Origin of the sequence: Pseudomonas sp. BJa5 (assembly GCF_030272875.2) — a bacterium.
Lineage (GTDB): Bacteria > Pseudomonadota > Gammaproteobacteria > Pseudomonadales > Pseudomonadaceae > Aquipseudomonas.
Genome location: NZ_JALRNG020000022.1, coordinates 16,903 through 42,039, shown reverse-complemented (window position 1 = coordinate 42,039; position 25,137 = coordinate 16,903). Strand labels below are relative to the sequence as shown.

Sequence of the window (25,137 nt, the reverse complement as noted above, 5' to 3'; positions counted from 1 at the left end):
ATAGTTATCATCCGGCACTTTGCTAAGAAGGGATCTCGTCGTGCGTTGGCTCAGGATCGCCATTGGCCTCACCGTCAGCCTGCTGACCCTGCTCTGCCTGTTTCCGGCCACGGCTGACCAAGGCAGTGGATGGGCGGTTTTGCTCGACGAGCAAGCCAACCTGCAGCTCAGCGACGTACGCTCCGAACGCTACCGCAGTCAATTCAGCCCCATCCAGCTGAACCAGCTCAATGCCGCAACGCCGGACCAGGCGTTATGGCTGCACTACCGCCTCGAACCCGGGCAGCACGAACACTTGCTGCGGGTGTTCGCTCCGGACCTTTCCCGGCTTGATCTGTACGCCCTCGATGGCGATCGGCTGATCAAGCAGATGCACAACGGTCGGCCCTCCGCCGATAGCGAAGCCACGGTGCGCAGCAGCGACCACCAGTTGGCCCTGCCCATCAGCCAACACGGCCTCGACATCTATCTGCGGCTGGTCTCCGAACACCAGCTGCGCCCGGCCATCAGCCTGGAACCTGCCACCGCGGTCGCCGCCGACCAGCGCCAGTCGCTGTTGTTCGGCCTGCTGTTCGGCTGCTTGCTGATGTTGATGCTGCACAACCTCATCCGCTTCGCCTATTCGCGCTCCAGCACCAGCCTGGCGCTGGCGGCCTATCACGGCCTGATGCTGCTCAGCGCGCTGATCCTGCTCAACCTCAGCGGCCCCTGGTGGAGCGTCTGGCACACGGCGCAAACCCCGGCCGCCTACCTGGTTGCCTTGCTGGCGTCGCTGGCCGGCCTGACCTTCACCCTGCGTTTTTTCAGCCCGTGCAACCAGCCACGGCTGAACCGCCTGCTGCAGGTGGAGATGGTCCTGGTCGGGCTGTGCGGCCTGTTGCTGCTGTTCGTCAACACCTTGCCACTCAACCTGATGACCTACGTGCTGTTCGCCATCGGCAGCCTGAGCATGCTGCTGATCTCCAGCTACCACTGGTTCAGGGGTTATGCGCCGGCGCGGCTGTTCAGCCTGGCCATGCTGGCCTTCAACATCGGCTGCCTGGTGGTGCTGCCGGCCCTGCTCGGGCTGACCCGTACGCCGACCCAATGGCTGTTGTTCATTCTCCTGGGCATGGCCAGTTTCAGTGGCCTGCTGCTCAACCTCTCGGTCAGCGAGCGCCTGCGCCGCATCAGTGAGGAGCGTTTCAGCGCCAGCCGCGAACTGGCTGCCAGCAACGCCGAGATCAACGCCAAGGCCGAGTTCCTGGCCAAGATCAGCCATGAGATCCGCACCCCGATGAACGGGGTGCTGGGCATGACCGAACTGCTGCTCGGCACCCCGTTGTCAGTCAAGCAGCGCGACTACGTGCAGACCATCCACAGCGCCGGCAACGAGCTGCTGACCCTGATCAACGAGATTCTCGACATCTCCAAGCTCGAGTCCGGGCAGATCGAGCTGGACGACGTGCAGTTCGACCTCAACGCCCTGATCGAAGACTGCCTGAGTATTTTCCGCGCCAAGGCCGAGCAACAGAACATCGAGCTGATCAGCTTCACCCAGCCGCAGGTGCCGCGGGTCATCAGCGGTGACCCGACGCGCCTGCGCCAGGCGCTGCTGAGCCTGCTGGACAATGCCCTGAAGAAAACCGAACAAGGGGAAATCCTCCTGGTGGTGGCCCTCGACCAGCGCGCTAGCGCGCCACGCCTGCGCATTGCCGTGCAGGACAGTGGCGAGGCCATTCCCCCGGGCGAGCGCGATGCCCTGCTGCAGGCCGAGCTGCACAGCAGGCATTTCCTCTCCAGCAACAAGCTGGGCGGGCAACTGGGCCTGGTGATCGCCAAGCAGTTGATCAACCTGATGCAGGGTGAGTTCGGCATCAAGACCAGCCACGGCATGGGCAACACCCTGTGGATGACCCTGCCGCTCGATCCCCAGCGCCTGGAACAGCCGCCCGCCGACCTCGACGGCCCGCTGCGCGGGGCCCGGGTGCTGGTGGTGGACGACAACGACACCTGTCGCAAGGTCCTGGTCCAGCAGTGCAGCGCCTGGGGCATGAACGTCAGTGCCGTGCCGTCGGGCAAGGAGGCCTTGGCCCTGCTGCGCACCAAGGCGCACCTGCGCGACTACTTCGATGCGGTCCTGCTCGACCAGAACATGCCCGGCATGACCGGCATGCAACTGGCGGCCAAGATCAAGGAAGACCCGAGCCTGAACCACGACATCCTGCTGATCATGCTCACCGGTATCAGCAATGCACCGAGCAAGGTCATCGCCCGCAATGCCGGGGTCAAGCGCATCCTGGCCAAACCGGTCGCCGGCTACACCCTCAAGACCACCATGGCCGAAGAACTGGCGCTGCGCAGCAAGGGCCAGCCGGTCATCCCGGCCCCCGTCAGCCTGACCACGCCACTGAACCTGCCCAGCGATTTCCGTATCCTGGTGGCCGAAGACAACAGCATTTCGACCAAGGTCATCCGCGGCATGCTGGGCAAGCTCAGCCTCGAGCCGGATACCGCCTGCAATGGCGAAGAAGCCCTGCAAGCGATGAAGGCCAAGCACTACGACCTGGTGTTGATGGACTGCGAAATGCCGGTGCTCGATGGCTTCTCCGCTACCCAGCAACTGCGAATCTGGGAAGTCAGCAACCAGCGCAAGCGTACGCCGGTGGTGGCCCTGACCGCGCATATCCTGGCCGAGCACAAAGAACGCGCACGCCTGGCCGGCATGGACGGACACATGGCCAAGCCAGTCGAGCTGTCACAACTGCGTGAACTGATCGAGCACTGGGTGGCCCGCCGCGAAGCGGAATCCTCCGAGATACCGACCCTGTAAAGCGCCGCACGCCTGATACACTTGCCTCACCCCTTTCCGTCGCGAGCCTCGGCCATGCTCCATGAGTTGTTCAGCGTCTACCTGAAAATGCTCGTGCTCTATAGCCCGTTCTTCGTGCTCTCCTGTTTCATCGGCCTGACCCGCGGCTACTCCAGCAAGGAACGCAAACTGCTGGCCTGGCGCGTGGCCATCGCGGCGTTGATCGCCAGCGTACTGCTGTACCTGTTCGGGCGGGCGATCTTCGGTGTCTTCGGCATCACGGTCGATGCCTTCCGCATCGGCGCCGGCAGCGTGCTGTTCATTTCCGCCCTGGGCATGGCCCAGGGCAAGTCGGCGGTGCAGACCGACAACATCCACCAGGATGTGACTATCGTCCCGTTGACCATTCCCCTGACCGTCGGCCCGGGCACCATCGGTGCCCTGCTGGTCATGGGCATCGGCCAGCCGCACTGGGATGACAAGCTAGTGGCCATCGCCAGCATCGCCATGGCCAGCTTCACGGTCGGGCTGGTGCTGTACCTTTCCAACACCATCGAACGCATCCTTGGCGACCAGGGCCTGCAGATCGTCAGTCGGCTGATGGGGCTGTTCGTCTGCGCGCTGGCAGCGCAGATCATCTTCACCGGGATCAAGGGTTACCTGGCGCCCTAGAGCTGCAGCGCGATGATTTCCTTCAGGGCAATCGCCTGCAGGCTGCGTTCGACCTTGTCGCGAAACTGCCGATCGAACAGCCGCGTATTGAAGCGAACCAGCTCCGCCCGCACCTGCTGGTTCCTGCGCTCGTGAAACAAGAAGCCGGCACTGACTTGCGTCTGGTCCAGATCTTCGTGGTAAAGCACCATGTCGACGTAGCCGTTCTTGCCCGGCGCACAAGGCAACAGCTGAAAGCTGCCCTGCTGCCGCACTCGCCGCTCAAAATGCAGCAAAGCACTGGCACTGGCATTGAGCCCTTGCAGGGCCAGCTCGGTGGAGGCGGCATAGCGACTACCCGCCGTGGCCGAAATCGAGCGCAGGGCGTTATCAACGATTTGCGTACGGTCGTTATCTGACCAATGGACTTCTTCGGCAGGCAACGCATCCCAGCCGTAGAACTTCAACTTGTTCTTGAAGTACCCATACCAATCCGCAACCTGCCCCTGCTCATGGACAAAACGCGTTTCCTGTCCAGCCTGCAGCAACGCCAGTTGTATCGACGTCCGTTGCGCCACGCTGATACCGGGCATGAACGACATGAGCCCTGCGCCGACCACTGCGGCCTGATGGCTATTCATATTCAGCTCCCGGCACTGCTCCCAGATCCAGCAGGTAGCACTGTTCTTGCTGTTTACGCGCGACCAACGCCCGTAGCTCTTCGCGACGCGGCTCGAACAGCTCGCTGTCCAGTTGCGCCGACAGCCCGTTGACCGCAACGTCCCCCTGGAGCGTCCGGGCGGGCAATGGTCGTTCGATGGCAGCCTGCGCAAGTGGCTCGTCAGTCTGCAAGCCGAGACTGCACAGGGTGATCACCGGTCCCGGATGAACCAGCCCGATTTCCAGTGCAATCCGGGTGCCGTGCTCGTCACCCTCGAAGGTGTAGCGGCGCAGGTTCTGCAGGGCGTCGTCATTGCCCGCCAGGCCATTCAGACCGCGCTCGATCAGGCTACCGGCAGCCTCATGTTGCGTCTGTAACCAGAGGCTCAGGGGCTGAATCGGCACCAGCACAGAAGCCGCGTCGGTACATTGGCGCTCGCGAAATAGCTGGGTCATGATCCAGCCACGCTCGGACAGTCCCCGGCGGTAACGGCTATACCATGGCGAATAGTTTGCGAAGCGTGAGCCTTGCGCCTTGTTGGCTACCAGTTGCGCATACAGCAGCGAGTCGAGTACCGCCTGGTGCTGGGCATGCGGCACTTGAGCTGCGACCAGCAACAAGGTGCCGCCGCTCATCCACAGCCTGTAGTCATCCGTTTCCATGATTCCTCCTCGTCCAGATCGGCGGGTACGTTCGGGATGGCCCGCACGCGGACCATCCCGAGCGATCAGATGTCGTAATCCAGCACGTTGGCGATGGCACGGTCGCCGAGCTTGCTCTCGATAGTGGCGCGAACGCGCTCGAACAACGACTTGTTGAACGACAGCACGGCAGCCCCTGTGTAGAACTGCGCAGCGCTGCTCTTCCACTCCAGGACAGCCAGGTCCAGGTCATGGGCCGAGGTGTCGCTGTGTACGCAGCCCATCGCCAGGACCACTTCACCATCGGAGGTTTCAATGCAGGAGGCCAGACCGATATTGGCGGTCTTCTTGCCCTTGACGTTGCGGTCGAACAGTTTCTGGGCCTGGTCGACCTGCACCAGCTTGGCCAGGGCATCGCCTGTCAGTTTGTTCAGGGCCATGCCGATCGGGCCACCCATCACAGCGGTCCCAACCGTCCCCAGGGCCTTGGCAGCGATGGCACCGACCGTCAGCGTCTGTGACGCGCTATGTTCGCGCTCATAGCTGTGCCGAGCAGTGACCCAGCCACAATCCTGCATCACTTTGAGGAACTGCTTGAACCAGGCTTCGCCCTGGCCTTCTTCGTCGTACAGCTTGCTGGCGACCAGTGATGCGAACTGGTAGGCGTTCTTCACATCCCTGCGGCTCTGCTCGGTCATGCCAGCACCGAAAGCCATCAACGATTGCTCGATGACGGCGGCGGTATTGGTGCTCAGGATGGCGGTGGTGTCGTTCATCTCGAATAGTCCTTTTCATGAAACCCCGGTCATCAGCGACCGGGGGCTTCACACTATTCGAGGCAGGTGCCTGGATCAGCATCGAAGGCTTTCCCTGCCAGGCTCACTCCGTAGCCGGGTACCAGCGCGGTGTGTAGACCCACTGCCCGCCATCGGGACGCGGGAATCCGCAGGTCTGCGAGGAGCCGACCAGGACCATGGTGCGCATGTCGACCATTTCCGGCAGCAGTTGCCCCAGGGTGACCACTCGCAGGGTCTGCCCCGGCCTACCGATGTCGCGGCCGAGTACCACAGGGGTGCTCTCACTACGGTGCTGGCGGACGATTTCCAGGGCCCGCCCCAGTTGCCAGGGGCGCGAGCGCGAGATCGGGTTGTAGAACGCCAGCGCCAGGTCGGCCTGGCAAGCCAGGTCCAGACGCTTCTCGATGATCGACCAGGGCTTGAGGTTGTCCGACAGCGACAGCACACAGAAGTCGTGACCCAGTGGCGCACCGGCCTGGGCAGCGGTCGCCAGGGACGCCGAAACGCCGGGCAGTATTTCCAGCTCGACCGCATGCCACTGCGGGTCCGTCGACTCGTGCAGGGCTTCGAGCACCGCCGCGGCCATGGCGAACACGCCCGGATCGCCCGAGGACACCACCACCACCGATCGTCCTTGCACTGCCAGTTCGAAAGCGTGGCGGGCGCGCTGCATTTCTTCGCGGTTGTCGGTGCAGTGCATGACCTGGTCGGCACGGAACGGGCCGGCCATGCGCACGTAGGTTTCGTAGCCGAGGATATCGTTGGCCCGGGCCAGCTCGGCCTTGACTGCCGGCACCATGAACTCGGCGGCCCCAGGTCCGAGACCGATCACAGCCAGGCGCCCACGGGCACGACCGATCAGCAGAGGATCGACCGGCTGCTGGGCCACGGCGATCGCCAGTCCATTGGCAACCACTTGCACTGACGACCTCGGCAACGCCTGCTCAGCCAATGCGCCGGGGCTTTCGGTGCCTGGCGCAAAGCGCACCGGGACGCCCAGCTCGGCTGCAGCGGCATGCAATAAAGGTTCAGCCATCAAGGCTTCACTGGCCACCAGGCAGGCCAGCGCAGGCTCGGCGATCCGCGCCGAGCGCAATGACTCACGTACTGCTGTGGCCAGTTCCGGCACAACGGCAGTGACTGCGACCACGACGCAGCGCGGATAGATCAGCAATTCGTTGGCCGAGGTATCCCGCGCCTCGCAGCCGACATGAATGGCCAGCTGCGCCTGCTCGCTCTGCGGCAATTGGGCATCGGCCAACCAGGGTGCCTGGCCATCGATGCGCACCGGTTCACCGGCCAGCAGATCGGAGACGAAGCGCTTGCCCAGCTCCAGGTCGGCCAGGACATAACCGCTGGGTGGATTGAGCAGGCAAGTACCGAAGCGCAGCTCGCCACTGGTGGTAATGGCAGGTGCAACGCCCAGCCCGGCAGCGATCTCCCGGGCCATGACATTCACCCCGCCCAGGCCGCCGAGCAGGGGCACCACCGCACTGCCATCCTCGGCCACCGCCAGTACCGGCGGCTCGACACCCTTCTCCAGCAGCAGGCTGGCCAGGGTACGAATGACGATGCCGGCCGCGCACAGGGCAATGATCGGCGTGTCCTGTTGATAAAGCTGGCGCAGGGTGGCGCCGAACTCCTGGTAGCTGCAGTCGACACCCTCGACCCGGCCTTCGAGGCCGTGGATCTGGGCGCCCGGGTAGCGCTGCTGGATCTTGCGGGCAGTGGCCAGGCTGCCTGTTCCGAGAACGACGATGGCCGGAGCTTTGCGCGCCATCAACCTTGCCACCTTTCACCCGGAACGATGATCAGCGAGAAGTACGGCGAAGACTGTGGATCGACGTCATCCAGGGCAACGATCTTCTGGTTGGCCATGGTCGCCCGCTCCACATACAACGCGCGCTCGGCCAGGCCGAGCTCGGCCAGCACATCGCGGACCTTGGGGAAGTTGCGTCCCAGCTTCATGATCACCGCCGCATCGGCGTCGGCCAGGCGACGCTTGAGTTCGTCATGGGGCAGCACGCCCGAGAGCACCGACAGGCTCTGGTTGCGATACACCAGCGGCGCACCCAGCACCGAGGCGCCGCCGAGCATCGAGCACACACCCGGAATCACCTGGGCCTCATAGCGCTCGGCAAGGCGGTCATGCAGGTACATGTAGGAACCATAGAAGAACGGATCGCCTTCGCAGATCACCGCCACGTCGCGTCCGGCATCCAGGTGCGCGGCCACCTCCAGGCTGGCGTCGTCGTAGAAATCGCTGATCACCTGCTCATACGACAGCGGTGCCGGCAAGGCTTCGGTGGTTACCGGGTACACCAGCGGCAGCAAGGTTTGCGCCTCCTGCAGATGGCCTTCGATGATGCCGAAGGCGTTGCCGCGCTTGCCCTTGGCGACGAAGTAGGCAACCACCGGCGACTCGCGCAACAGGCGCAGCGCCTTGACCGTGATCAGTTCAGGATCGCCAGGGCCGACGCCCAGGCCAAGCAAACGTCCACGAGCCTGCATTATTCGACCTCCGTGGCCAGGGCGTTGACCGCAGCGGCAGCCATGGCGCTACCGCCCAGGCGTCCCTGCATGATCACGAACGGCACGCCACGGCTGTCGGCGGCGAGCATGGCCTTGGATTCGGCGGCGCCGACGAAGCCCACCGGGAAGCCCAGGATCAGTGCCGGCTTGGGTGCGCCGGCATCGATCATTTCCAATAGATAGAACAGTGCGGTCGGAGCGTTGCCGATGACCACGACACTGCCTTCCAGGTAAGGACGCCACAGCTCCAGCGCCACCGCCGAGCGGGTGTTGCCCAACTCACGGGCGAGCGCCGGCACCTGCTCGTCGCGCAGGGTGCAGATCACCGGGTTGTCCGCCGGCAGGCGGGCGCGGGTGATGCCTTCGGCGACCATCCGTGCATCGCACAGAATCGGCGCGCCCTTGGCCAGGGCCTCACGCCCGGCCGTGCCGGCACCCGGCGAGAACTGCAGGCCATCGATGGCATCGACCATGCCACAGGCATGGATCACCCGTACCGCGAGTTTCTCCAGGTCGGCAGGAATCCGGTCGAGCCGCGCTTCCTCGCGAATGATCGCGAAGGAATTGCGATAGATCTCCTGACCATCGCGGATGTAATCAATCATCAAGGGGGCTCCGTGAGCGGGCATCGAGCAGTGTGCCGGCTTCTTTCAATGTGAGGTCGCGCGCGCGCAGGGCACCGAAGCCCTTTTCGCGCACGTCGCGTAGATACAGGTCATAGCGGCCCGGGGCGCGGGCCAGCAGGGTTGCCGGGGCGGCATGGGCCATGGCGCAGGAACGTGGGCAGCCGCTCAGGTGCACGCTGGCCGGCGCACCCGAGGTCAGCAGGGTCGCCAGGTGCACGGCGTCGCCCTTGGTATCGGCCAGGCCCTTGGCGCAGCCCGCCGAGCCGGTGCAGGCCACCAGGCGCGCCAGCGGTTCGGCGGCCGAGCACAGCAAGCCGAGTCGGGCGAGCCCGGCGGTGACAGTCGCTACCTGCGGCTGGGCAATATTGGGCAGCAGCAGGCTTTGCCAGGGCGTCATCCGCAAGCTGCCATCGCCCAGCGTGCGGCTCAAGTGCGCCACGCCACGCAGCATGGCTGGAGTCAGTCGTCCCAGGGGTGGCGCGGCACCGACCGCACTGAGCCCGGCTTCTCGCTGAGGATAAGGCCCAAGGTGAGAACAGGGTTGAACGGGGCGACGCCATTGCAGGATCAGCGGATCGCGCCGGACCGGCAGGTCCAGGCCGGCGACGAAGACGTCGGGCGAACAGTCCTCGAGCAACTGACGCATGCGTGCCTGATCAGGCCTGGCCAGGGCAAGAAAGCGATCGAGCACCGCGCTGACCAGCGCGTGACCTTGCGCCAGGGGCACGGCACCGAGGGGCGAGTCCGTGGCCGGGCAACCCGCCAGGCCAAACGCCAGCCACGGCCCACCATCGAGCATCAGGGCGCTGAGCCAGAGATCGTGGGGGTGTTCGAGCATCGCCAGGGCTTCACCGGCGTCCAGCTGCACGGCGAACTTGGCCGACAACTGATGAAAACGTGGTGTGGTTTCCAGGGTCTGCAACAACTGCGCGGCCAGTGGCCGGGCGTCGAACAGCATTTGCGGATCAACCCCGGCGCTCGGGCTGAGCATCAGGTTGCGTACATCGTCACCCGCGGCTTCGCGCGGCCCCAGGCCTGCCGCCAGCAACGGCTCGATCAGGGCGCTGTGCTCACCGCTGATGCCACGAATCTGCAGGTTGCCGCGATTGGTGGCCTCGATGGCGCCGCCAGCGAAGCGTTCGGTTGCCGTGGCGATTGCATCGGCCTGGTCGGCCGTGAGCGAGCCGCCGGCCAGTTTGATCCGGCAGATGCCACCGTCCAGCGCCTGGACGATACGCAGCAACCCCGGACAGGCCGAGGGACGAAGCGAAACGTGGGGCTGGCGGGCCGAGGAAGGCGCGTTCAAAAGGTCACCCGACAATCGTGAAAAGGCACTTCAGTGTAGAAGGCGCGGTATTATGCCTGCTTTGTCCGAAGGCATGAAAAGCCTGCCGGTCGGATTAGCGGGAATTGAGGAATTTGCATGTCGCCCTGGCTGACAGTAATAGGGATCGGTGAAGACGGTTACAGTGGCCTGGGCAAGCATGCCCGGCGTGCACTGCTGGGCGCTTCACGGGTGTTTGGCGGCCAGCGTCAGCTGGATCTGCTGCCGCGCTGCATCGGTGCAGAGCGCCTGTTGTGGCCCAGCCCGTTTTCCCTGGCGCCGTTGCTGGCACTGCGCGGTGAACCGGTGTGCGTGCTGGCCAGCGGCGATCCGATGTTCTTCGGGGTCGGCGCCAGCCTGGCCAGGCAGCTCGACGCCGACGAGATGAGCGTGCTGCCGATGCCGTCCTCCTGCACGCTGGCTGCCGCCCGCCTGGGCTGGCCGCTGCAGGAGGTGGCGACGCTGTCGGTGGTGGCCCGCCCGCTGGCCACCCTCAATGCCCACCTGTACAGCGGTGTACGCCTGCTGGTGCTGAGCAACGATGGCAGCAGCCCGGCGGCCATTGCCGCCCTGCTGCACGAGCGTGGCTTCGGCCCGAGCCGCCTGCAGGTCTTCGAGCACCTGGGGGGCACGAACGAACGCTGCCTGCGCGGCACCGCCGCAGACTGGCCCCATGGGCGCACGGCGGACCTCAACCTGGTCGCCATCGAGTGCCTGGCAGCGGCCGATGCTCCGCGCCTGTCACCGCTGGCAGGCTTGCCTGATTCCGCCTTCCGCCATGACGGCCAGCTGACCAAGCGCGATGTGCGCGCCATTACCCTCGCCCGCCTGGCACCGCAGCCGGGCGAACTGCTCTGGGATGTCGGCGCCGGCAGCGGCTCGATCGGCATCGAATGGATGCGTGCGCACCCCAGTTGCCGGGCCCTGGCCATCGAGTCCGATGACGGCCGCCAGCAGTTGATCGAACACAACCGCGATGCCCTCGGCGTGCCCGGCCTGCAGTTGATTCGTGGCCGCGCCCCGCAAGCGCTGGAGGGCCTCGAGCGCCCGGATGCGATCTTCATCGGCGGCGGCGTGACCCGCGAAGGCGTGCTGCAGCAGTGCTGGGAGCAACTGCGCCCGGGGGGCCGCCTGGTGGCCAATGCCGTGACCCTGCAAAGCGAACTGACCCTGGTGGAGTGGCGTGAGCGACATGGCGGCGAACTGACCCGCATCCATATCGCCCAGGCCCAGCCCCTGGGCGAATTCGACACCTGGCGCCAGGCCTTGCCGATCACCCTGCTCGAAGCGGTCAAGCCCATCGATGCGTGACGAAACCCGGGAACAACCCGCCCCCCTGCGCAGCGGCCTGACCACCGGCAGCTGCGCCACCGCCACCAGCCTGGCCGCGGCGCGCCTGTTGCTGACCGGCGCGCACAACGACGCCGTGCAGATCACCCTGCCCAAGGGCAAGCAGGTGCAGATGCGCCTGGAATTCTGTCGCCTGCATGAAGACGGTGCCGAAGCCGGCACCCTCAAGGATGCCGGTGATGACCCGGATGTCACCCACGGCGCCCTGCTCTACAGCCGCGTGCGTCTGCAAGCCGAACCTGGCGTGCGCTTCAGGGCAGGCCAGGGCGTGGGCACCGTGACCCGCCCCGGCCTGGTGCTGGCCGTCGGGGAACCGGCGATCAACCCGGTGCCACGCAAGATGATGACCGAGCACCTGCAGCAACTGGCCGATGAATGCGCCTATGCCGGTGGCTTCGAAGTCACGGTGAATGTGCAGGACGGCGAGCAGCTCGCGCTGAAAACCATGAACCCGCGCCTGGGCATCCTCGGCGGCCTGTCGATTCTCGGCACCAGCGGCATCGTCCGGCCCTTCTCTTGTTCGGCCTACATCGCCTCGATCCACCAGGGCATCGACGTGGCGAAGACCAACGGCTACCAGCACATCGCCGCCTGCACCGGCAACGCCAGCGAAGACACCATGCGCCGGGTGTACAACCTGCCGGAAATCGCCCTGATCGAGATGGGCGACTTTGTCGGTGCGGTGCTCAAGCACCTGCGCAAGGTACCGGTGGAAAAACTCAGCCTGTGCGGTGGCTTCGGCAAGATCAGCAAGCTCGCTGCCGGGCACATGGACCTGCACAGTCGCCACTCCAGCATCGACCTGCCGCAACTGGCCGAGTGGGCGGCAGCCATCGGTGCCGACAGCAATCTGCAAACGGCGATCCGCGCGGCCAACACCAGCCAGCAGGCCCTGGCCCTGGCGACGGCGGCGGGTATCGCCCTGGGTGATGCCGTCTGCGCCCACGCCCTGGCCTTTGCCCGCAGCGTAGTGCCGGCGCAGGTGCAGGTGGAGGTCTTCGCCATCGACCGTCAGGGTGGCATTGTCGGCCATGCGGGAGCCTTTGCATGAAACGCGTTCTGTTGCTTGGCGGGGTCACCGAGGCGCTGGTCATTGCCCGCACCCTGGGCCCCGGGCATATCTACAGCCTGGCCGGCATCGGCCGGGTGCCGACCGACCTCGATTGCCAGGTTCGCGTCGGCGGTTATGGCGGCGCCGAAGGACTGGCCGCATTCATCCGCACCGAGGGCATTAGCCTGTTGATCGATGCCACCCATCCCTATGCGGCGCAGATCAGTCATAACGCTGCCACTGCCTCGCGCATCACAGGCATTCCGTGCTGGGCCTTGCGGCGACCGGCGTGGGAATCACAACCGGGGGATGACTGGCGTGAAGTGGCGGACTGGGCGCAGCTGATGCAGGCACTGGCAGCCTTCAAGCGGCCTTTGTTCACCCTGGGCCGTGAGCCTTTGCAGCATTTGCATGAGATACCGGCGCATCAGTTCTGGACATTGCGGGCGCTGGAGAGTGTTCCGGGGAATGAGCGTTGCGAAGTGATTGGCGCCCGAGGGCCATTTCACCTGGACGATGAGCGCGTGCTGTTCGAGCGTCGACAGATCGATGTACTGGTCAGCAAGAACAGCGGCAGCAGCGCGACCGAGCCGAAGCTGCAGGTCGCCCGGGAGCGAGGCATACCCGTCTTGATCCTCAAGCGTCCGGCGCTTGCGCCTGTCACTCGCAGCTTCGACAGTACACAGGCATTGCTGCAGGCGCTTGCCCTGTAAAGCGGCGGTGCGCCGATTCGGCTTGACCCGGCGGGGAGGGGCTAGCCGCCCCATCGCCGGCTCCCACAAAGACAGTTGCTCCCTCAGGAAAAAGGCTACGGCCTGTAGGAGCGGGCTTGCCCCGCGATGCGATGTAACTGACCGATTGCAATCGCGGGGCAAGCCCCCCCTTTAAATTGGCCCGGCCTTTTTGGTGGGGGTTGCCCCGGGTTTGGTTTTTACTGCCCCTTTTCCATGCGGGGGCCACCCCCGCTCCTACAAAAGACAGTTGCCTCCTGCGAAAGTATATCCCGTTGACATATCCCTCTTTCGGCATAAACTCGGACATACATTCACGCTGGTCAGGGGGCCTTCCATGGAGCAAGGTGCAGTCTTCAAAAGCAACCGCAGCCAGGCCATCCGCTTGCCGAAATCCGTCGCCCTGCCCGAAGACATCACACGCGTGGACGTTGTTGCCATCGGTCGTACCCGAATCATTTCACCTGCCGGTGAAGCGTGGGACAACTGGTTCGAGGGCGATAGCGTCAGTCCGGACTTCATGGCCTCGCGGGATCAGCCGGCCGACCAGGAGCGTGAAGGGTTCTGATGCTCAAGTACATGCTCGATACCAACATCTGCATCTTCACGCTCAAGAACAAACCTCAGGTTGTACGTGAAGCGTTCAACCGACATCACGGCCAGATGTGCATCAGCACCGTCACACTGATTGAATTGATCTACGGTGCGGAAAAATCTGCTGCTCCTGAGCGCAACCTGTCGGTTGTCGAGAGCTTCGCTGCACGTCTTGAGGTCCTCGACTATGACCGTCGCGCAGCGGCTCACAGCGGCCAGCTACGCGCAGAGCTGGCCAGGGCTGGTACACCCGTCGGCCCCTATGACCAGATGATCGCGGGCCATGCACGCTCGCTTGGACTCGTGGTGGTGACCAACAACCTGCGCGAGTTCCAGCGTGTACCCGGGCTGCGTGTCGAAGACTGGCTGGCCCGATAGCAATGCCTCCTACAGGCATTGAGGCCTAATCTGAATAGCTCTGCTCCACACCGCTGACTTACACTACCCCCCTCCTCTTCAGGAAGACTCACCGATATGGACATGCAATGGTGGATCTGGCTGGTGTTCGGTTTCGGCCTGATTGTGCTCGAACTGCTCCTGCCCACCTTCTTCATCCTCTGGTTCGGCATCGGTGCCGTCCTGGTGTCGCTGGTCGCTTACCTGGCGCCAGGCCTGCAACTGGATATGCAGGTGCTGCTGTGGGTGGTGCTCTCTTCGCTCACCACCGTCCTGTGGTTCAAAGTGTTTCGCCGCAAGCAGCCTGATACCCGCTGGACCGCCGACGATGTGATCGGCCAGGTCGGCCTGCTTACGGCCACGGTCTCGGAATTCCAGAAAGGCCGCGTACGCTTCCAGAAGCCCATCCTCGGCAACGAAGAGTGGGTGTGCATCGCCGATACCGAGATCCAGTCCGGCGAGCGTGTCCGCCTCACCGCCATCGAAGGCAATACCGCCCGCGTCACCCGGGCCTGACCCGCAAAAGGAATGTTCGCGCCATGACCAGCCTCATCGTCGTCAGTACCCTCGCCCTGTTCGTCATCATCACTCTGTTCAAGGGGGTGCGCATCGTGCCCCAGGGCGAGGAGTGGATCGTCGAGCGCCTGGGGCGCTACCACAGCACCCTCAAGCCCGGCCTCAACATCGTCATCCCCTACGTGGACGTGGTCGCCTACCGCCTGCCCACCAAGGACATCATCCTCGATGTGCAGCAGCAGGAGATCATCACCCGCGACAACGCGGTGATCGTCGCCAACGCCCTGTGTTTCGCCAAAGTCGTCGACCCGCAGAAGGCCGCCTATGGCGTGCAGGACTTTTCCTTCGCCGTGACCAGCCTGACCATGACCTCGCTGCGCGCCATCGTCGGCGCCATGGACCTCGACGAAGCACTGTCCAGCCGCGAGCAGATCAAGGCACGCCTGCGTGAGGCGATGTCCGAGCAGACCGAAGACTGGGGTGTGACCGTGCGCTCGGTGGAGATCCAGGACATCAAGCCCTCGGAAAACATGCAGGCGGCAATGGAGCGCCAGGCCGCCGCCGAGCGTGAGCGCAAGGCCGACGTGACCCGCGCCGAGGGCGCCAAGCAGGCCGCGATCCTCGAAGCCCAGGCGCGCCAGCAGGCGGCCAAGCTCGATGCCGAGGCGCAGATCAACCTCGCCGAGGCCTCGGCGCGCTCGATCACCCTGGTCAAGGAAGCGGTGGGCACCGAGATCACCCCGGCCATGTACTTGCTGGGCGAGCGCTACATCGGTGCCATGGAGTCGCTGGCCAGCAGCGACAACGCCAAGGTCGTGGTCCTGCCGGCCGACCTGCAGGAAACCGTGCGCGGCTTGATGGGCCGCAACAAGCCGGTCTAGAACAAGGCCCCCAGAGGTGCGGTAATTCACCGCACCCTCGGCAATTTTGCCTACACTGGGGGTTACAATAGCCATCACCTGATTCCAACCGGAACGCCTCATGTCCTCACATCGGCCCGCCATTGCCTGGATCGCCTGCTTCGCAGTGCTGTTCAATCTGCTGGCCATGCCGTTGGCGTCTGCCGCCCCCAAGGGGCCGGCCGAGCAACTGCTGTGGGGCGCGTTCTGTTCGAGTGTGGGTGGCAAGGCCACCGCCGAAATCCTCGCCCTGGGCAAGATCGACCTTGGCCAGCAAGGCGATGACCATTCCAGCATGCAACACTGCTGGTGCTGTTCCGGCGCCGCGCCCTTGCTGGCGCTGCCGGGGCATGTGCCGCACCTGACCACGCCACCGGCACTACCCTCTGCGCGGGAGCCGCTGCTCGCCGCCTACCAGCCCACGCCACGGCAACTGTGGCCAGCGCTCAACCCACGCGCCTCTCCTCTGGCCTGACTTCACTGCGCAATCTGCGACCCTGAATTCGACTGGAGAATCACCATGCTCAAGAACGCCCTGCTGCTGGCTGCCCTGTTGCTGCCGGCGACCTTTGCCAACGCCCACGAATACACCAAGGGCGACCTGCACATCGCTCATCCGTGGTCGCAGGAATTGCCGCCCAACGCCCCTAACGTGGCCGCCTACTTCATCGTTCACAACAACGGCAGCAGTGCCGACACCTTGCTCGGCGTCGACAGCCCGATCAGCGACAACGCGCAGTTGCACGAGCATGTGCACAAGGACGGGCTGATGAAGATGCAGCAGGTGCAGAGCGTCGAGGTACCTGCCGGCAAGGAGCTGGTATTCGCCCCGGGCGCCTACCACGTAATGCTGATGCAGCCCAAGGACCGCAGCCTGCTCAGCGACGGCAAGCACTTCCCGCTGACCCTGCACTTCCAGAAGGCCGGCGACATCACCGTGGAAGTCGCGGTGCAGAAGCAGGCGCCCGACGATACGGCCCACACGCACTGACCGCTGAGCGCGGCTCGCCATGAGCATCGTCCGCAGCAGCCTCGCCCGTCCCGCCCGCCCTGACAGAAAAAGGGTGCGCGGCAGCTGGCTGAGCCTGTTCGCCATGTTGATGATCTTTATCGGCCCACTGGTTTCCCAGTCGATGCCGATGGATCACCGTGCCATGCCGGCAGGCATGAGCATGGATGGCGCTGCCGACTGCCACGGTGACAGCCACCACGACAGCAGTCCTTCCCTGAGCATGGTCTGGGAGAAGTGTGGCTATTGCAGCCTGTTCTTCCACTGCCCGGCATTGCCCCAGGCCCTGAGCCTGCTCACTACCGATACCCTTCCCACCGGCAGCCCGCTGCTTGTCCCGCCGCACCGGGGGCATGCGCGGCACACCGTCTTCCCCGGGGCCAGGCCCCGCGCACCGCCGTCCTTCATCGTCGTCTGAAAACACCTTTCGCGCACAAGCGTCCGGCCTCTCGCCGCGGACCTTGCGTGCCCCCATGACTGATCGATGTTGGAATCACTATGTCCGGCTGCACCGCTGTTTTTCGCCTGTCCCAACAAGGGACCCTCGCCGCGCTCTGCGGTACCCTGCTCAGCCCCCTGGCCATGGCCGCCAGCGCGCAGGGTGACGTGCCCCTGCACGAGCACAACGAACTGAGCCCGACGGTCATCACCGCCGTGGCCCCCAGCTCACCCCTGACCATCGTCACCAACCCCAAGGAGCCGCGCCAGCCGGTGCCAGCCAGCGACGGTGCCGACTACCTCAAGACCATTCCCGGCTTCTCGGCGATCCGCGCCGGCGGCACCAATGGTGATCCGGTACTGCGCGGCATGTTCGGCTCGCGCCTGAACATCCTCACCAACGGTGGCGTGATGCTGGGCGCCTGCCCCAGCCGCATGGATGCACCGACCTCGTATATCTCGCCGGAAACCTATGACCGCCTGACCGTGATCAAAGGCCCGCAAAGCGTGATCTGGGGCCCGGGTGCTTCCGCCGGGACCATTCGTTTCGACCGCGACCCGGAAAAATTCGGCGAGCTCGGCAGCCGCGTCAATGCCAGCCTGCTGGCCGGCTCCAACGGCCGCTTCGACAAGCTGATCGACACGGCGGCGGGCAACCAGCTGGGCTACGCGCGCTTTGTCGGCAACCAGTCGCATTCCGACGACTACGAGGACGGCAACGGCGACACCGTGCCGTCGCGCTGGGACAAATGGAACGGCGACGTGGCCCTGGGCTGGACGCCGGATGCCGACACCCTGGTGGAACTCACCGCCGGCAAGGGTGATGGTGAAGCCCGCTCCGCCGGACGCGGCATGGACGGTTCGCAGTTCAAGCGCGAAAGCCTGGGCCTGCGCTTCGAAAAGTCCAGCATCGGCGAGGTCTGGGACTCGCTCGAAGCCCAGGTCTACTACAACTACGCCGACCACGTGATGGACAACTACAGCCTGCGCACGCCCTCGGGCATGGGCATGATGGGCATGCCCATGGTCAGCAACGTCGACCGCCGCACCCTCGGTGGCCGGGTCAAGGGCACCTGGCGCTGGAGCGAGCTGCAACTGATCGCCGGTGTCGATGCGCAGACCAACGAACACCGCAAGCGGGGCGGCATGGGTATCGATGTGCACAAAGAGATGCCCTGGACCAAGGACGCGGACTTCCACAACTACGGTGTGTTCGGTGAGCTGACCTGGTACGCCGCCGACCAGGACCGGCTGATCAGCGGCGCCCGCCTCGACCGCGCCTCGGCCAAGGACTACCGCGCCACCAGCCCCACCAACGGCGATACCCGCGCCGATACCCTGCCCAGCGGCTTCGTCCGCTACGAGCACGACCTGGTCGAGATGCCCGCCACCACCTACATCGGCGTGGGGCACGTCCAGCGCTTTCCGGACTACTGGGAGCTGTTCTCGCCCAAGTCCGGCCCGGCGGGCTCGGTCAACGCCTTCGACAGCATCAAGCCGGAGAAAACCACCCAGATCGATTTCGGTATCCAGTACCAGACCGATGACCTGCAGGCCTGGGCCTCGGGCTATGTCGGGCAGATCCGCGACTACATCCTGTTCGACTACAACAGCGGGATGATGGGCATGAGCAGCTCCCGGGCGCAGAACATCGACGCCCGGATCATGGGCGGCGAACTGGGCGCCGCCTACAACCTGACCCCGAACTGGAAAGCCGACGCGACCCTGGCCTACGCTTGGGGCAAGAACAGCAGTGATGGCAAAGCGCTTCCACAGATGCCGCCCCTGGAAAGCCGCCTGGGCCTGACCTACAGCCGCGACGACTGGAGTGCCGGCGCGCTGTGGCGGGTGGTGGCCGCGCAGAACCGTATCGCCGAGGGCTACGGCAATGTGGTCGGCAAGGACTACGAGAAAAGTTCAGGCTTCGGGGTGTTCTCGCTCAATGGCAGCTACCGGGTCAGCCAGCACCTCAAGCTCAGTGCCGGAATCGACAACCTGTTCGACAAGGCCTATGCCGAGCACCTGAACCTGGCGGGCAACGCTGGCTTCGGTTACCCGGCCAGTGATCCACAAGCGATCAACGAGCCGGGGCGCACGCTCTGGACCAAGGTCGACCTGAATTTCTGATCCACCCCCTGGGTGCGATCAGCGATCGCACCTTACTTTGGCAACATGGGAGCACACCATGAGCACACCGAAGATATCCTTCTACAACCTGGCCTGGCGTTGGCACTTTTATGCGGGGCTGTTCGTCGCCCCGTTCATGATCCTGCTGGCGATCACCGGGATCATCTACCTGTTCAAGCCGCAACTCGATCCACTGCTCTACCGCGACCTGATGGTGGTCGAGGCCGGGCATCATCGACAGAGCGCCGACCACCTGCTGCACCAGGTGCGCGAGGCCTATCCCAAGGGGCAGGTGAGCCAGTACCTGCCCGCCGCCAGCGCGGACCGTAGCGCGCAATTCGTGGTCCAGGATAGCGGTCGCGAGCTGAATGTGTTCATCAACCCCTACGACGGCCGGGTGCTGGGCGAGCAGGATGCGAAGGCCAACCTGCAAGCCGTCGCCCGCGCCCTGCATGGCGAGCTGATGATCGGCACCGTCGGTGACCGCCTGGTGGAACTGGCGGCTGGCTGGGGCGTGGTGCTGGTAGTCTCCGGCCTGTACCTGTGGTGGCCACGCGGTGCGCGCTCGGCGGGGGTACTCTGGCCGCGCCTGAATGCCCGCGGGCGCCTGCTGTGGCGCGACCTGCACGCGGTCACCGGCTTCTGGGGCTCGGCCCTGTTGCTGTTGATGCTGCTCAGCGGCATGACCTGGACCGGCTTCTGGGGCAAGCATTACGCCGATGTCTGGAACAGCTTCCCGGCGAGCATGTGGAATGATGTGCCCAAGTCCGACCAGCAGGCCCGTGAGCTCAACAGCGCGACCCGCCAGACCGTGCCCTGGGCCATGGAAAACACGCCGATGCCGCAGTCCGGCGCCCACGCCGAACATGCGGGCCACAACATGGGATCGAGCGCCCCGGCCGCGCCGCAGGTCAGCCTGCAGCAGGTCCAGGACCTGGCCGCCAGCAACACGGTCGAGCCCGGCTACAGCATCACCCTGCCCACCCGCGCCGACGGCGTGTACACCATCGCCGTGTTCGCCGACGACCCGCGCAACGACGCCACCCTGCATGTCGACCAGTACAGCGGCAAGATCCTGGTGGATGTGCGCTGGCAAGACTACAACGGCGTCGCCCGCGCCACGGAAGTGGGGGTGATGCTGCATGAAGGCAAGATGTTCGGGCCACTGAACCAGATCATCATCCTGCTGGTGTGCCTGATGATCCTGCTGGGCTCGGTGAGTGGCCTGGTGATGTGGTGGAAACGGCGTCCACAGGGCAGCCTGGGGGTGCCGCCGCTGCGTCATGACCTGCCGAAGTGGAAGACAGCGATCGTGATCATGGTGGGGCTGGGCGTGGCGTTTCCGCTGGTGGGGGTCTCGTTGCTGGCGGTTTGGGTGCTGGATTGGGGCCTGTTGTCACGGAAACTGAAAACCGCCTGATCGCCGTGTGGGAGCGGGCTTGCCCCGCGATTGTGGCTTGTCTGTCACACCGCAATCGCGGGGCAAGCCCGCTCCCACCGAGGACAGTTGCCCCCGCAAATCCGCTACCATAGCCACCCGTTCTCGACAGGATCGCCATGAGCACCCTGAGTATCAGCGGCCTGCACTGGTCGCCCTTGGGCCACGGCCATTGTCACCATCAGTTCCAGCTGCGCGACGTCGATCTCAGGGTCGGCGCCGGGGAGTTCGTCGGCCTGATCGGCCCCAATGGCAGTGGCAAGACCAGCCTGCTGCGCTGCGCCTACCGCTTCAACAAGCCGGAGCGCGGCCAGGTGCGCCTGGATGAACACGATCTGTGGAAACAGTCGCCACGCTGGTGTGCCCAGCGCATCGCCGTGGTCCTGCAGGAATTTCCCGATGCCTTCGGCCTGAATGTCGAGGAAGTGGTCGCCATGGGCCGCACCCCGCACAAAGGCCTGTTCGATGGCGACAACCCGGAGGATCGCCGCCTGGTTCGGGAGGCCTTGCACGCCGTGGGCCTGGCCGGGTTCGACGCGCATGCCTTCGCCAGCCTCTCGGGCGGTGAAAAGCAGCGGGTGATCCTCGCCCGTGCCCTGGTCCAGCAACCGCAATTGCTGATCCTCGACGAGCCGACCAACCACCTCGATCCACGCTACCAGCTGGAGCTGCTGCAGCAGGTCCGACGCCTGGGCATCGGCACCCTGGCCAGCATCCATGACCTGAACCTGGCCGCTGCCTTCTGCGATCGCCTGTATGTGCTGGACCACGGTCGCATCGTGGCCAGCGGTACGCCGGGTGAAGTGCTCACGGTCGAGCTGCTGCATGAGGTCTTCGGCGTGCAGGCGCTGATCGACCGTCACCCCCTGGCCGACCACCCACGCCTTACCTGGATAACCCAGCGATGATTCGAACCACCCTGCTTCTCGTCCTGGGCCTGCTGGCCAGCGCCAGTGCCTTCGCCCAGGCCAGCCAGTACCCGTTGACCGTGCAGAGCTGCAACCGCCAGGTGACCTTCAACAAGGCCCCGGAGCGTGCCCTGAGCCACGACATCAACATGACCCAGATGATGCTCGCCCTCGGCCTGCGCCCGCGCATGGTCGGCTACAGCGGCGTGAGCGGCTGGAAGGCCGTCACGCCTGAACTGCGCAAGGAACTCGACGGCCTGCCGGAGCTGGCCAGCAAGTACCCGTCGGTGGAAACCCTGCTCGTTGCAAACGTCGATTTCTTCTTCGCCGGCTGGGACTACGGCATGCGCATCGGCGGCGACCTGACCCCGCAGAGCCTGGCGCCCCTGGGCATCCCGGTGTACGAGTTGACCGAGTCCTGCGCCTTTGTCATGAAACGCCCGGCCGCCAGCCTCGACGACACCTACAACGACCTGCGCAACCTGGGCCGGATCTTCGATGTGCAGGAGCGCGCCGAGCAATTGATCGGGCAGATGCAGCAGCGGGTCGACGCCGTGCAACAACAGTTGCCCGCGCAGCGTCCACGGGTGTTCTTGTATGACAGCGGCGAGGACCGGGCCATGACCTCCGGCCGCCTGGGCATGCCCCAGGCGCTGATCGAAGCCGCCGGCGGGCGCAATGTGCTGGACGATATCGAGGCCAGCTGGACCCGGGTCAACTGGGAAAGCGTGGTCGAGCGCAACCCCGAGCTGATCGTCATCGTCGACTATGGCGAGGTCAGCGCGGCGCAGAAACAAGCGTTCCTCGAACAGCACCCGGCCCTGCAGTCGGTAGCGGCGATCCGTGACAAGCGTTTCGTGGTGATCCCCTATGTGGCCGCCACGCCGAGCCTGGAAAACGTCGAGGCGATCGAAGCCATCGCCGCCGGACTGCACGGCGCATGAATCGCTATCGCCTGCTGTTGCTCGCCCTGACTGGCCTGTTGCTGGTGTCCTGCGTGGTGTCGCTGGGTTTCGGTGCCGCGCCGGTGCCGGTCGAGGTGGTGTGGCGGGTGCTGCTGTACAAACTGTTCGGCATCGCCCCTGAGGTACCCGCCTGGACCACCGGCCAGGAACACATCGTCTGGCTCATCCGGGTACCGCGCATGCTGCTGGCGGCGCTGGTCGGCGGTGGCCTGGCGATGATCGGCGCGGTACTGCAGGCCGTCACCCGCAACCCCCTGGCCGATCCGCACCTGCTCGGCGTGACCTCCGGCGCCACCCTCGGCGCGGTGCTGGTGGTGCTGCATATCGGCGAACTGCTCGGGGTGTTGACCTTGCCCCTGGCCGCCTTTATCGGCGCCCTGTGCAGCATGCTGCTGGTGCTGGCCATCGCCAGCCGTCATGGCCGTCTGGACAGCGACCGGCTGCTGCTGTGCGGCGTGGCGGTGGCCTTTGTGATGATGGCGATTGCCAACCTGCTGCTGTTTCTCGGCGATCACCGCGCCAGCTCCGCGGTGATGTTCTGGATGCTCGGTGGCCTGGGCCTGGCCCGCTGGGAGCTGCTGCCGATCCCGGCGATCAGTGTGCTGCTGGGGCTGACCCTGTTGCTGGGCATGGCCCGCGCTCTCAATGCGCTGATGGCCGGTGAACAGACCGCCGTGACCCTCGGCCTGAATGCCCGCTCGGTGCGGCTGGTGGCGTTCCTGATCTGCTCGCTGCTGACCGGCGTGCTGGTGGCGATCAGTGGCTCGATCGGTTTCGTCGGCCTGATGGTGCCGCACATCGCCCGGCGTCTGGTCGGCGCCGAACATACGCGCCTGCTGCCCGTGTGCCTGCTGGTGGGCAGCCTGTTCCTGATCTGGGTCGATGTGGCCGCGCGCACCTTGATTTCACCCGAAGACCTGCCGATCGGCATCGCCACCGCCGCCATCGGTGGCGTGTTCTTCATCGGCCTGATGCGCAAGCGCTGACACTACGCAAGCAGGCTTTGGTCTTGAGACGTATTGTCGCGGCTGCGCCGCAAAGCCGCGTGTTAGCCTAGGGCGCACAAGAGAATCGCCCTGTACGGAATGCCTGCCCATGACCGCGAACCTGTCACCGCAACACCCCACGCCCGACGACCATGAACACCTGCAACGCAACCTCTCCAACCGCCACATCCAGTTGATCGCCATCGGCGGCGCCATCGGTACCGGGCTGTTCATGGGCTCGGGCAAGACCATCAGCCTTGCCGGCCCTTCGATCATCTTCGTCTACATGATCATCGGCTTCATGCTGTTCTTCGTCATGCGCGCCATGGGCGAGTTGCTGCTGTCGAACCTGGCGTACAAGTCGTTCATCGATTTCTCCGCCGACCTGCTCGGCCCCTGGGCCGGTTACTTCACCGGCTGGACCTACTGGTTCTGCTGGATCATCACCGGCATCGCCGACGTCATCGCCATTTCCGCCTACTCGCAGTTCTGGTTCCCCGACCTGCCACAATGGGCGCCAGCGCTGGCCTGTGTCGGCCTGCTGCTGTCGCTGAACCTGATCACGGTGAAGCTGTTCGGCGAGATCGAATTCTGGTTCGCGATGATCAAGATCGTCGCCATCCTCGCCCTGGTCGGCACCGGCCTGTACATGGTCCTCTCCGGTTTCGAATCGCCGGCCGGACGTACCGCGAGCCTGGCCAACCTGTGGAATGATGACGGCATGTTCCCCCATGGCCTGATGGGCTTCTTCGCCGGTTTCCAGATCGCCGTGTTCGCCTTCGTCGGCATCGAGCTGGTGGGCACCACCGCCGCCGAAGCCAAGAACCCCGAGCGCACCCTGCCGCGGGCGATCAACTCGATCCCGGTGCGGATCATCGTGTTCTACGTGCTGGCGCTGATCACCATCATGGCAGTGACCCCGTGGCGCGACGTGGTGCCGGGCAAGAGCCCGTTCGTTGAGCTGTTCGTGCTGGCCGGCCTGCCGGCGGCGGCGAGCATCATCAACTTCGTGGTGCTGACCTCGGCGGCGTCCTCGGCCAACAGCGGCGTGTTCTCCACCAGCCGCATGCTCTTCGGCCTGGCCCAGCAGGGCGATGCGCCGCGCAGCTTCGAACAACTGTCCAGCCGCTCGGTGCCGGCCAACGGCCTGTACTTCTCCTGCACCTGCCTGCTGCTGGGCGCGGCGCTGATGTACCTGATCCCCGACCTGATCGAAGCCTTCACCCTGGTGACCACGGTATCGGCGATCCTGTTCATGTTCGTCTGGACCCTGATCCTGCTGTCGTACCTGAGCTACCGCAAGCAACGCGCCACCCTGCACCTGGCGTCGAAGTACAAGATGCCCGGCGGACGCTTCATGGCAGTGGCGTGCCTGGTGTTCTTCGCCGGTATCCTGGTGCTGCTGAGCCTGGAAAGCGACACCCGCCAGGCGCTGATCGTCACCCCCCTGTGGTTCGTGCTGCTGGCGGTGACCTACCAGTTCGTGCGCCGCAATCGCCAGCAGGCGGCCGCGCAACAGGCCTGACCCTCGGCGGTTGCGCACCAGCACGGCGCAACCGCCTGCACCGCCTCGCTCGTACGGCGCCGTGGCGGTGCAAGCTTTCCCCCCTCCCTCCCCGTAAAGCCCGTGCCAGAGCCTTTCTCAGGTTCGGCACAGGCCTTGCTAAAGCTCTCTCCCGAAGTCGCCACCTGCCTTAGCGCACATT

General features: G+C 65.0%; 25 protein-coding genes. 18 read left to right on the top strand and 7 right to left on the bottom strand.

The window, feature by feature from the left end; genetic code table 11:
- Positions 1-40 precede the first annotated feature (40 nt).
- The gene (locus M2D63_RS14215) at positions 41-2,812 is read left to right on the top strand and encodes a hybrid sensor histidine kinase/response regulator (protein WP_285863567.1); all 2,772 of its coding nucleotides are present in this window, start codon (positions 41-43) and stop codon (positions 2,810-2,812) included.
- 54 nt (positions 2,813-2,866) lie between these two features.
- Positions 2,867-3,463, top strand: a complete 597-nt coding sequence (locus M2D63_RS14210; protein ID WP_285863566.1) for a MarC family protein — start codon at positions 2,867-2,869, stop codon at positions 3,461-3,463.
- Here the strand turns inward: M2D63_RS14210 and M2D63_RS14205 are convergent.
- The 7 genes from M2D63_RS14205 to cobG form a co-directional block, all read right to left on the bottom strand.
- Complete coding sequence (locus M2D63_RS14205) at positions 3,460-4,083, bottom strand: hypothetical protein (protein WP_285863565.1); 624 nt, start codon at positions 4,081-4,083, stop codon at positions 3,460-3,462. The genes M2D63_RS14210 and M2D63_RS14205 overlap by 4 nt on opposite strands.
- A complete protein-coding gene (locus M2D63_RS14200; protein ID WP_285863564.1) occupies positions 4,076-4,765 on the bottom strand; it encodes a hypothetical protein in 690 nt (229 codons plus the stop codon). Before M2D63_RS14200 ends, M2D63_RS14205 begins: the two co-directional genes overlap by 8 nt.
- A gap of 65 nt (positions 4,766-4,830) precedes the next feature.
- Positions 4,831-5,520 carry a hypothetical protein gene (locus M2D63_RS14195; protein WP_285863563.1) on the bottom strand — a complete coding sequence of 230 codons (690 nt, stop codon included), beginning with the start codon at positions 5,518-5,520 and terminating at the stop codon, positions 4,831-4,833.
- Positions 5,521-5,623: 103 nt separating this feature from the next.
- Positions 5,624-7,321 carry a precorrin-3B C(17)-methyltransferase gene (cobJ, locus tag M2D63_RS14190; protein WP_285863562.1) on the bottom strand — a complete coding sequence of 566 codons (1,698 nt, stop codon included), beginning with the start codon at positions 7,319-7,321 and terminating at the stop codon, positions 5,624-5,626.
- On the bottom strand, positions 7,321-8,052 hold the full coding sequence (locus tag M2D63_RS14185; protein ID WP_285863561.1) for a precorrin-2 C(20)-methyltransferase: 732 nt from the start codon (positions 8,050-8,052) through the stop codon (positions 7,321-7,323). Before M2D63_RS14185 ends, cobJ begins: the two co-directional genes overlap by 1 nt.
- Positions 8,052-8,678: a precorrin-8X methylmutase gene (locus tag M2D63_RS14180; RefSeq protein ID WP_285863560.1), complete on the bottom strand. Its 627-nt coding sequence runs from the start codon at positions 8,676-8,678 to the stop codon at positions 8,052-8,054. The genes M2D63_RS14185 and M2D63_RS14180 overlap by 1 nt, the downstream gene beginning before the upstream one ends.
- Positions 8,671-10,005: a precorrin-3B synthase gene (gene cobG, locus M2D63_RS14175; RefSeq protein ID WP_285863559.1), complete on the bottom strand. Its 1,335-nt coding sequence runs from the start codon at positions 10,003-10,005 to the stop codon at positions 8,671-8,673. The genes M2D63_RS14180 and cobG overlap by 8 nt, the downstream gene beginning before the upstream one ends.
- A gap of 117 nt (positions 10,006-10,122) precedes the next feature.
- Between cobG and cbiE the strand changes: the two genes are divergently transcribed.
- The 16 genes from cbiE to cycA all read left to right on the top strand — a co-directional run bounded on the left by cbiE (position 10,123) and on the right by cycA (position 24,956).
- Positions 10,123-11,334: a precorrin-6y C5,15-methyltransferase (decarboxylating) subunit CbiE gene (cbiE, locus tag M2D63_RS14170; RefSeq protein WP_285863558.1), complete on the top strand. Its 1,212-nt coding sequence runs from the start codon at positions 10,123-10,125 to the stop codon at positions 11,332-11,334.
- A complete protein-coding gene (locus M2D63_RS14165) occupies positions 11,327-12,424 on the top strand; it encodes a cobalt-precorrin-5B (C(1))-methyltransferase (protein WP_285863557.1) in 1,098 nt (365 codons plus the stop codon). The genes cbiE and M2D63_RS14165 overlap by 8 nt, the downstream gene beginning before the upstream one ends.
- Positions 12,421-13,137, top strand: coding sequence for a cobalt-precorrin-6A reductase (locus M2D63_RS14160; protein ID WP_285863556.1), 717 nt, complete (start codon positions 12,421-12,423; stop codon positions 13,135-13,137). The genes M2D63_RS14165 and M2D63_RS14160 overlap by 4 nt, the downstream gene beginning before the upstream one ends.
- A 355-nt stretch (positions 13,138-13,492) precedes the next feature.
- A complete protein-coding gene (gene vapB, locus M2D63_RS14155) occupies positions 13,493-13,723 on the top strand; it encodes a type II toxin-antitoxin system VapB family antitoxin (RefSeq protein ID WP_285863555.1) in 231 nt (76 codons plus the stop codon).
- Positions 13,723-14,127 (top strand): tRNA(fMet)-specific endonuclease VapC, encoded by a 405-nt coding sequence (gene vapC, locus M2D63_RS14150; protein ID WP_285863554.1) that lies wholly within the window; start codon positions 13,723-13,725, stop codon positions 14,125-14,127. Before vapB ends, vapC begins: the two co-directional genes overlap by 1 nt.
- Before the next feature lie 96 nt (positions 14,128-14,223).
- A complete protein-coding gene (locus M2D63_RS14145) occupies positions 14,224-14,661 on the top strand; it encodes an NfeD family protein (RefSeq protein WP_285863553.1) in 438 nt (145 codons plus the stop codon).
- 23 nt (positions 14,662-14,684) lie between these two features.
- Positions 14,685-15,542, top strand: a complete 858-nt coding sequence (locus M2D63_RS14140; RefSeq protein WP_285863552.1) for an SPFH domain-containing protein — start codon at positions 14,685-14,687, stop codon at positions 15,540-15,542.
- 100 nt (positions 15,543-15,642) lie between these two features.
- Positions 15,643-16,035, top strand: coding sequence for a DUF2946 domain-containing protein (locus tag M2D63_RS14135; protein ID WP_285863551.1), 393 nt, complete (start codon positions 15,643-15,645; stop codon positions 16,033-16,035).
- A 45-nt stretch (positions 16,036-16,080) separates the two neighbouring features.
- Positions 16,081-16,551 (top strand): copper chaperone PCu(A)C, encoded by a 471-nt coding sequence (locus M2D63_RS14130; RefSeq protein ID WP_285863550.1) that lies wholly within the window; start codon positions 16,081-16,083, stop codon positions 16,549-16,551.
- A gap of 19 nt (positions 16,552-16,570) precedes the next feature.
- A complete protein-coding gene (locus M2D63_RS14125; RefSeq protein WP_285863549.1) occupies positions 16,571-16,987 on the top strand; it encodes a DUF2946 domain-containing protein in 417 nt (138 codons plus the stop codon).
- An 80-nt stretch (positions 16,988-17,067) separates the two neighbouring features.
- On the top strand, positions 17,068-19,134 hold the full coding sequence (locus M2D63_RS14120; protein ID WP_285863548.1) for a TonB-dependent copper receptor: 2,067 nt from the start codon (positions 17,068-17,070) through the stop codon (positions 19,132-19,134).
- A gap of 58 nt (positions 19,135-19,192) precedes the next feature.
- Entirely contained in the window at positions 19,193-20,554 is a 1,362-nt protein-coding gene (locus tag M2D63_RS14115; RefSeq protein ID WP_285863547.1) for a PepSY domain-containing protein, read from the top strand.
- A 137-nt stretch (positions 20,555-20,691) separates the two neighbouring features.
- Positions 20,692-21,480 (top strand): ABC transporter ATP-binding protein, encoded by a 789-nt coding sequence (locus M2D63_RS14110; protein ID WP_285863546.1) that lies wholly within the window; start codon positions 20,692-20,694, stop codon positions 21,478-21,480.
- Positions 21,477-22,424 carry an ABC transporter substrate-binding protein gene (locus tag M2D63_RS14105; RefSeq protein ID WP_285863545.1) on the top strand — a complete coding sequence of 316 codons (948 nt, stop codon included), beginning with the start codon at positions 21,477-21,479 and terminating at the stop codon, positions 22,422-22,424. Before M2D63_RS14110 ends, M2D63_RS14105 begins: the two co-directional genes overlap by 4 nt.
- Complete coding sequence (locus M2D63_RS14100; protein WP_285863544.1) at positions 22,421-23,431, top strand: iron ABC transporter permease; 1,011 nt, start codon at positions 22,421-22,423, stop codon at positions 23,429-23,431. Before M2D63_RS14105 ends, M2D63_RS14100 begins: the two co-directional genes overlap by 4 nt.
- A gap of 109 nt (positions 23,432-23,540) precedes the next feature.
- Positions 23,541-24,956: a D-serine/D-alanine/glycine transporter gene (gene cycA, locus M2D63_RS14095; RefSeq protein WP_285863543.1), complete on the top strand. Its 1,416-nt coding sequence runs from the start codon at positions 23,541-23,543 to the stop codon at positions 24,954-24,956.
- Positions 24,957-25,137: the final 181 nt, after the last annotated feature.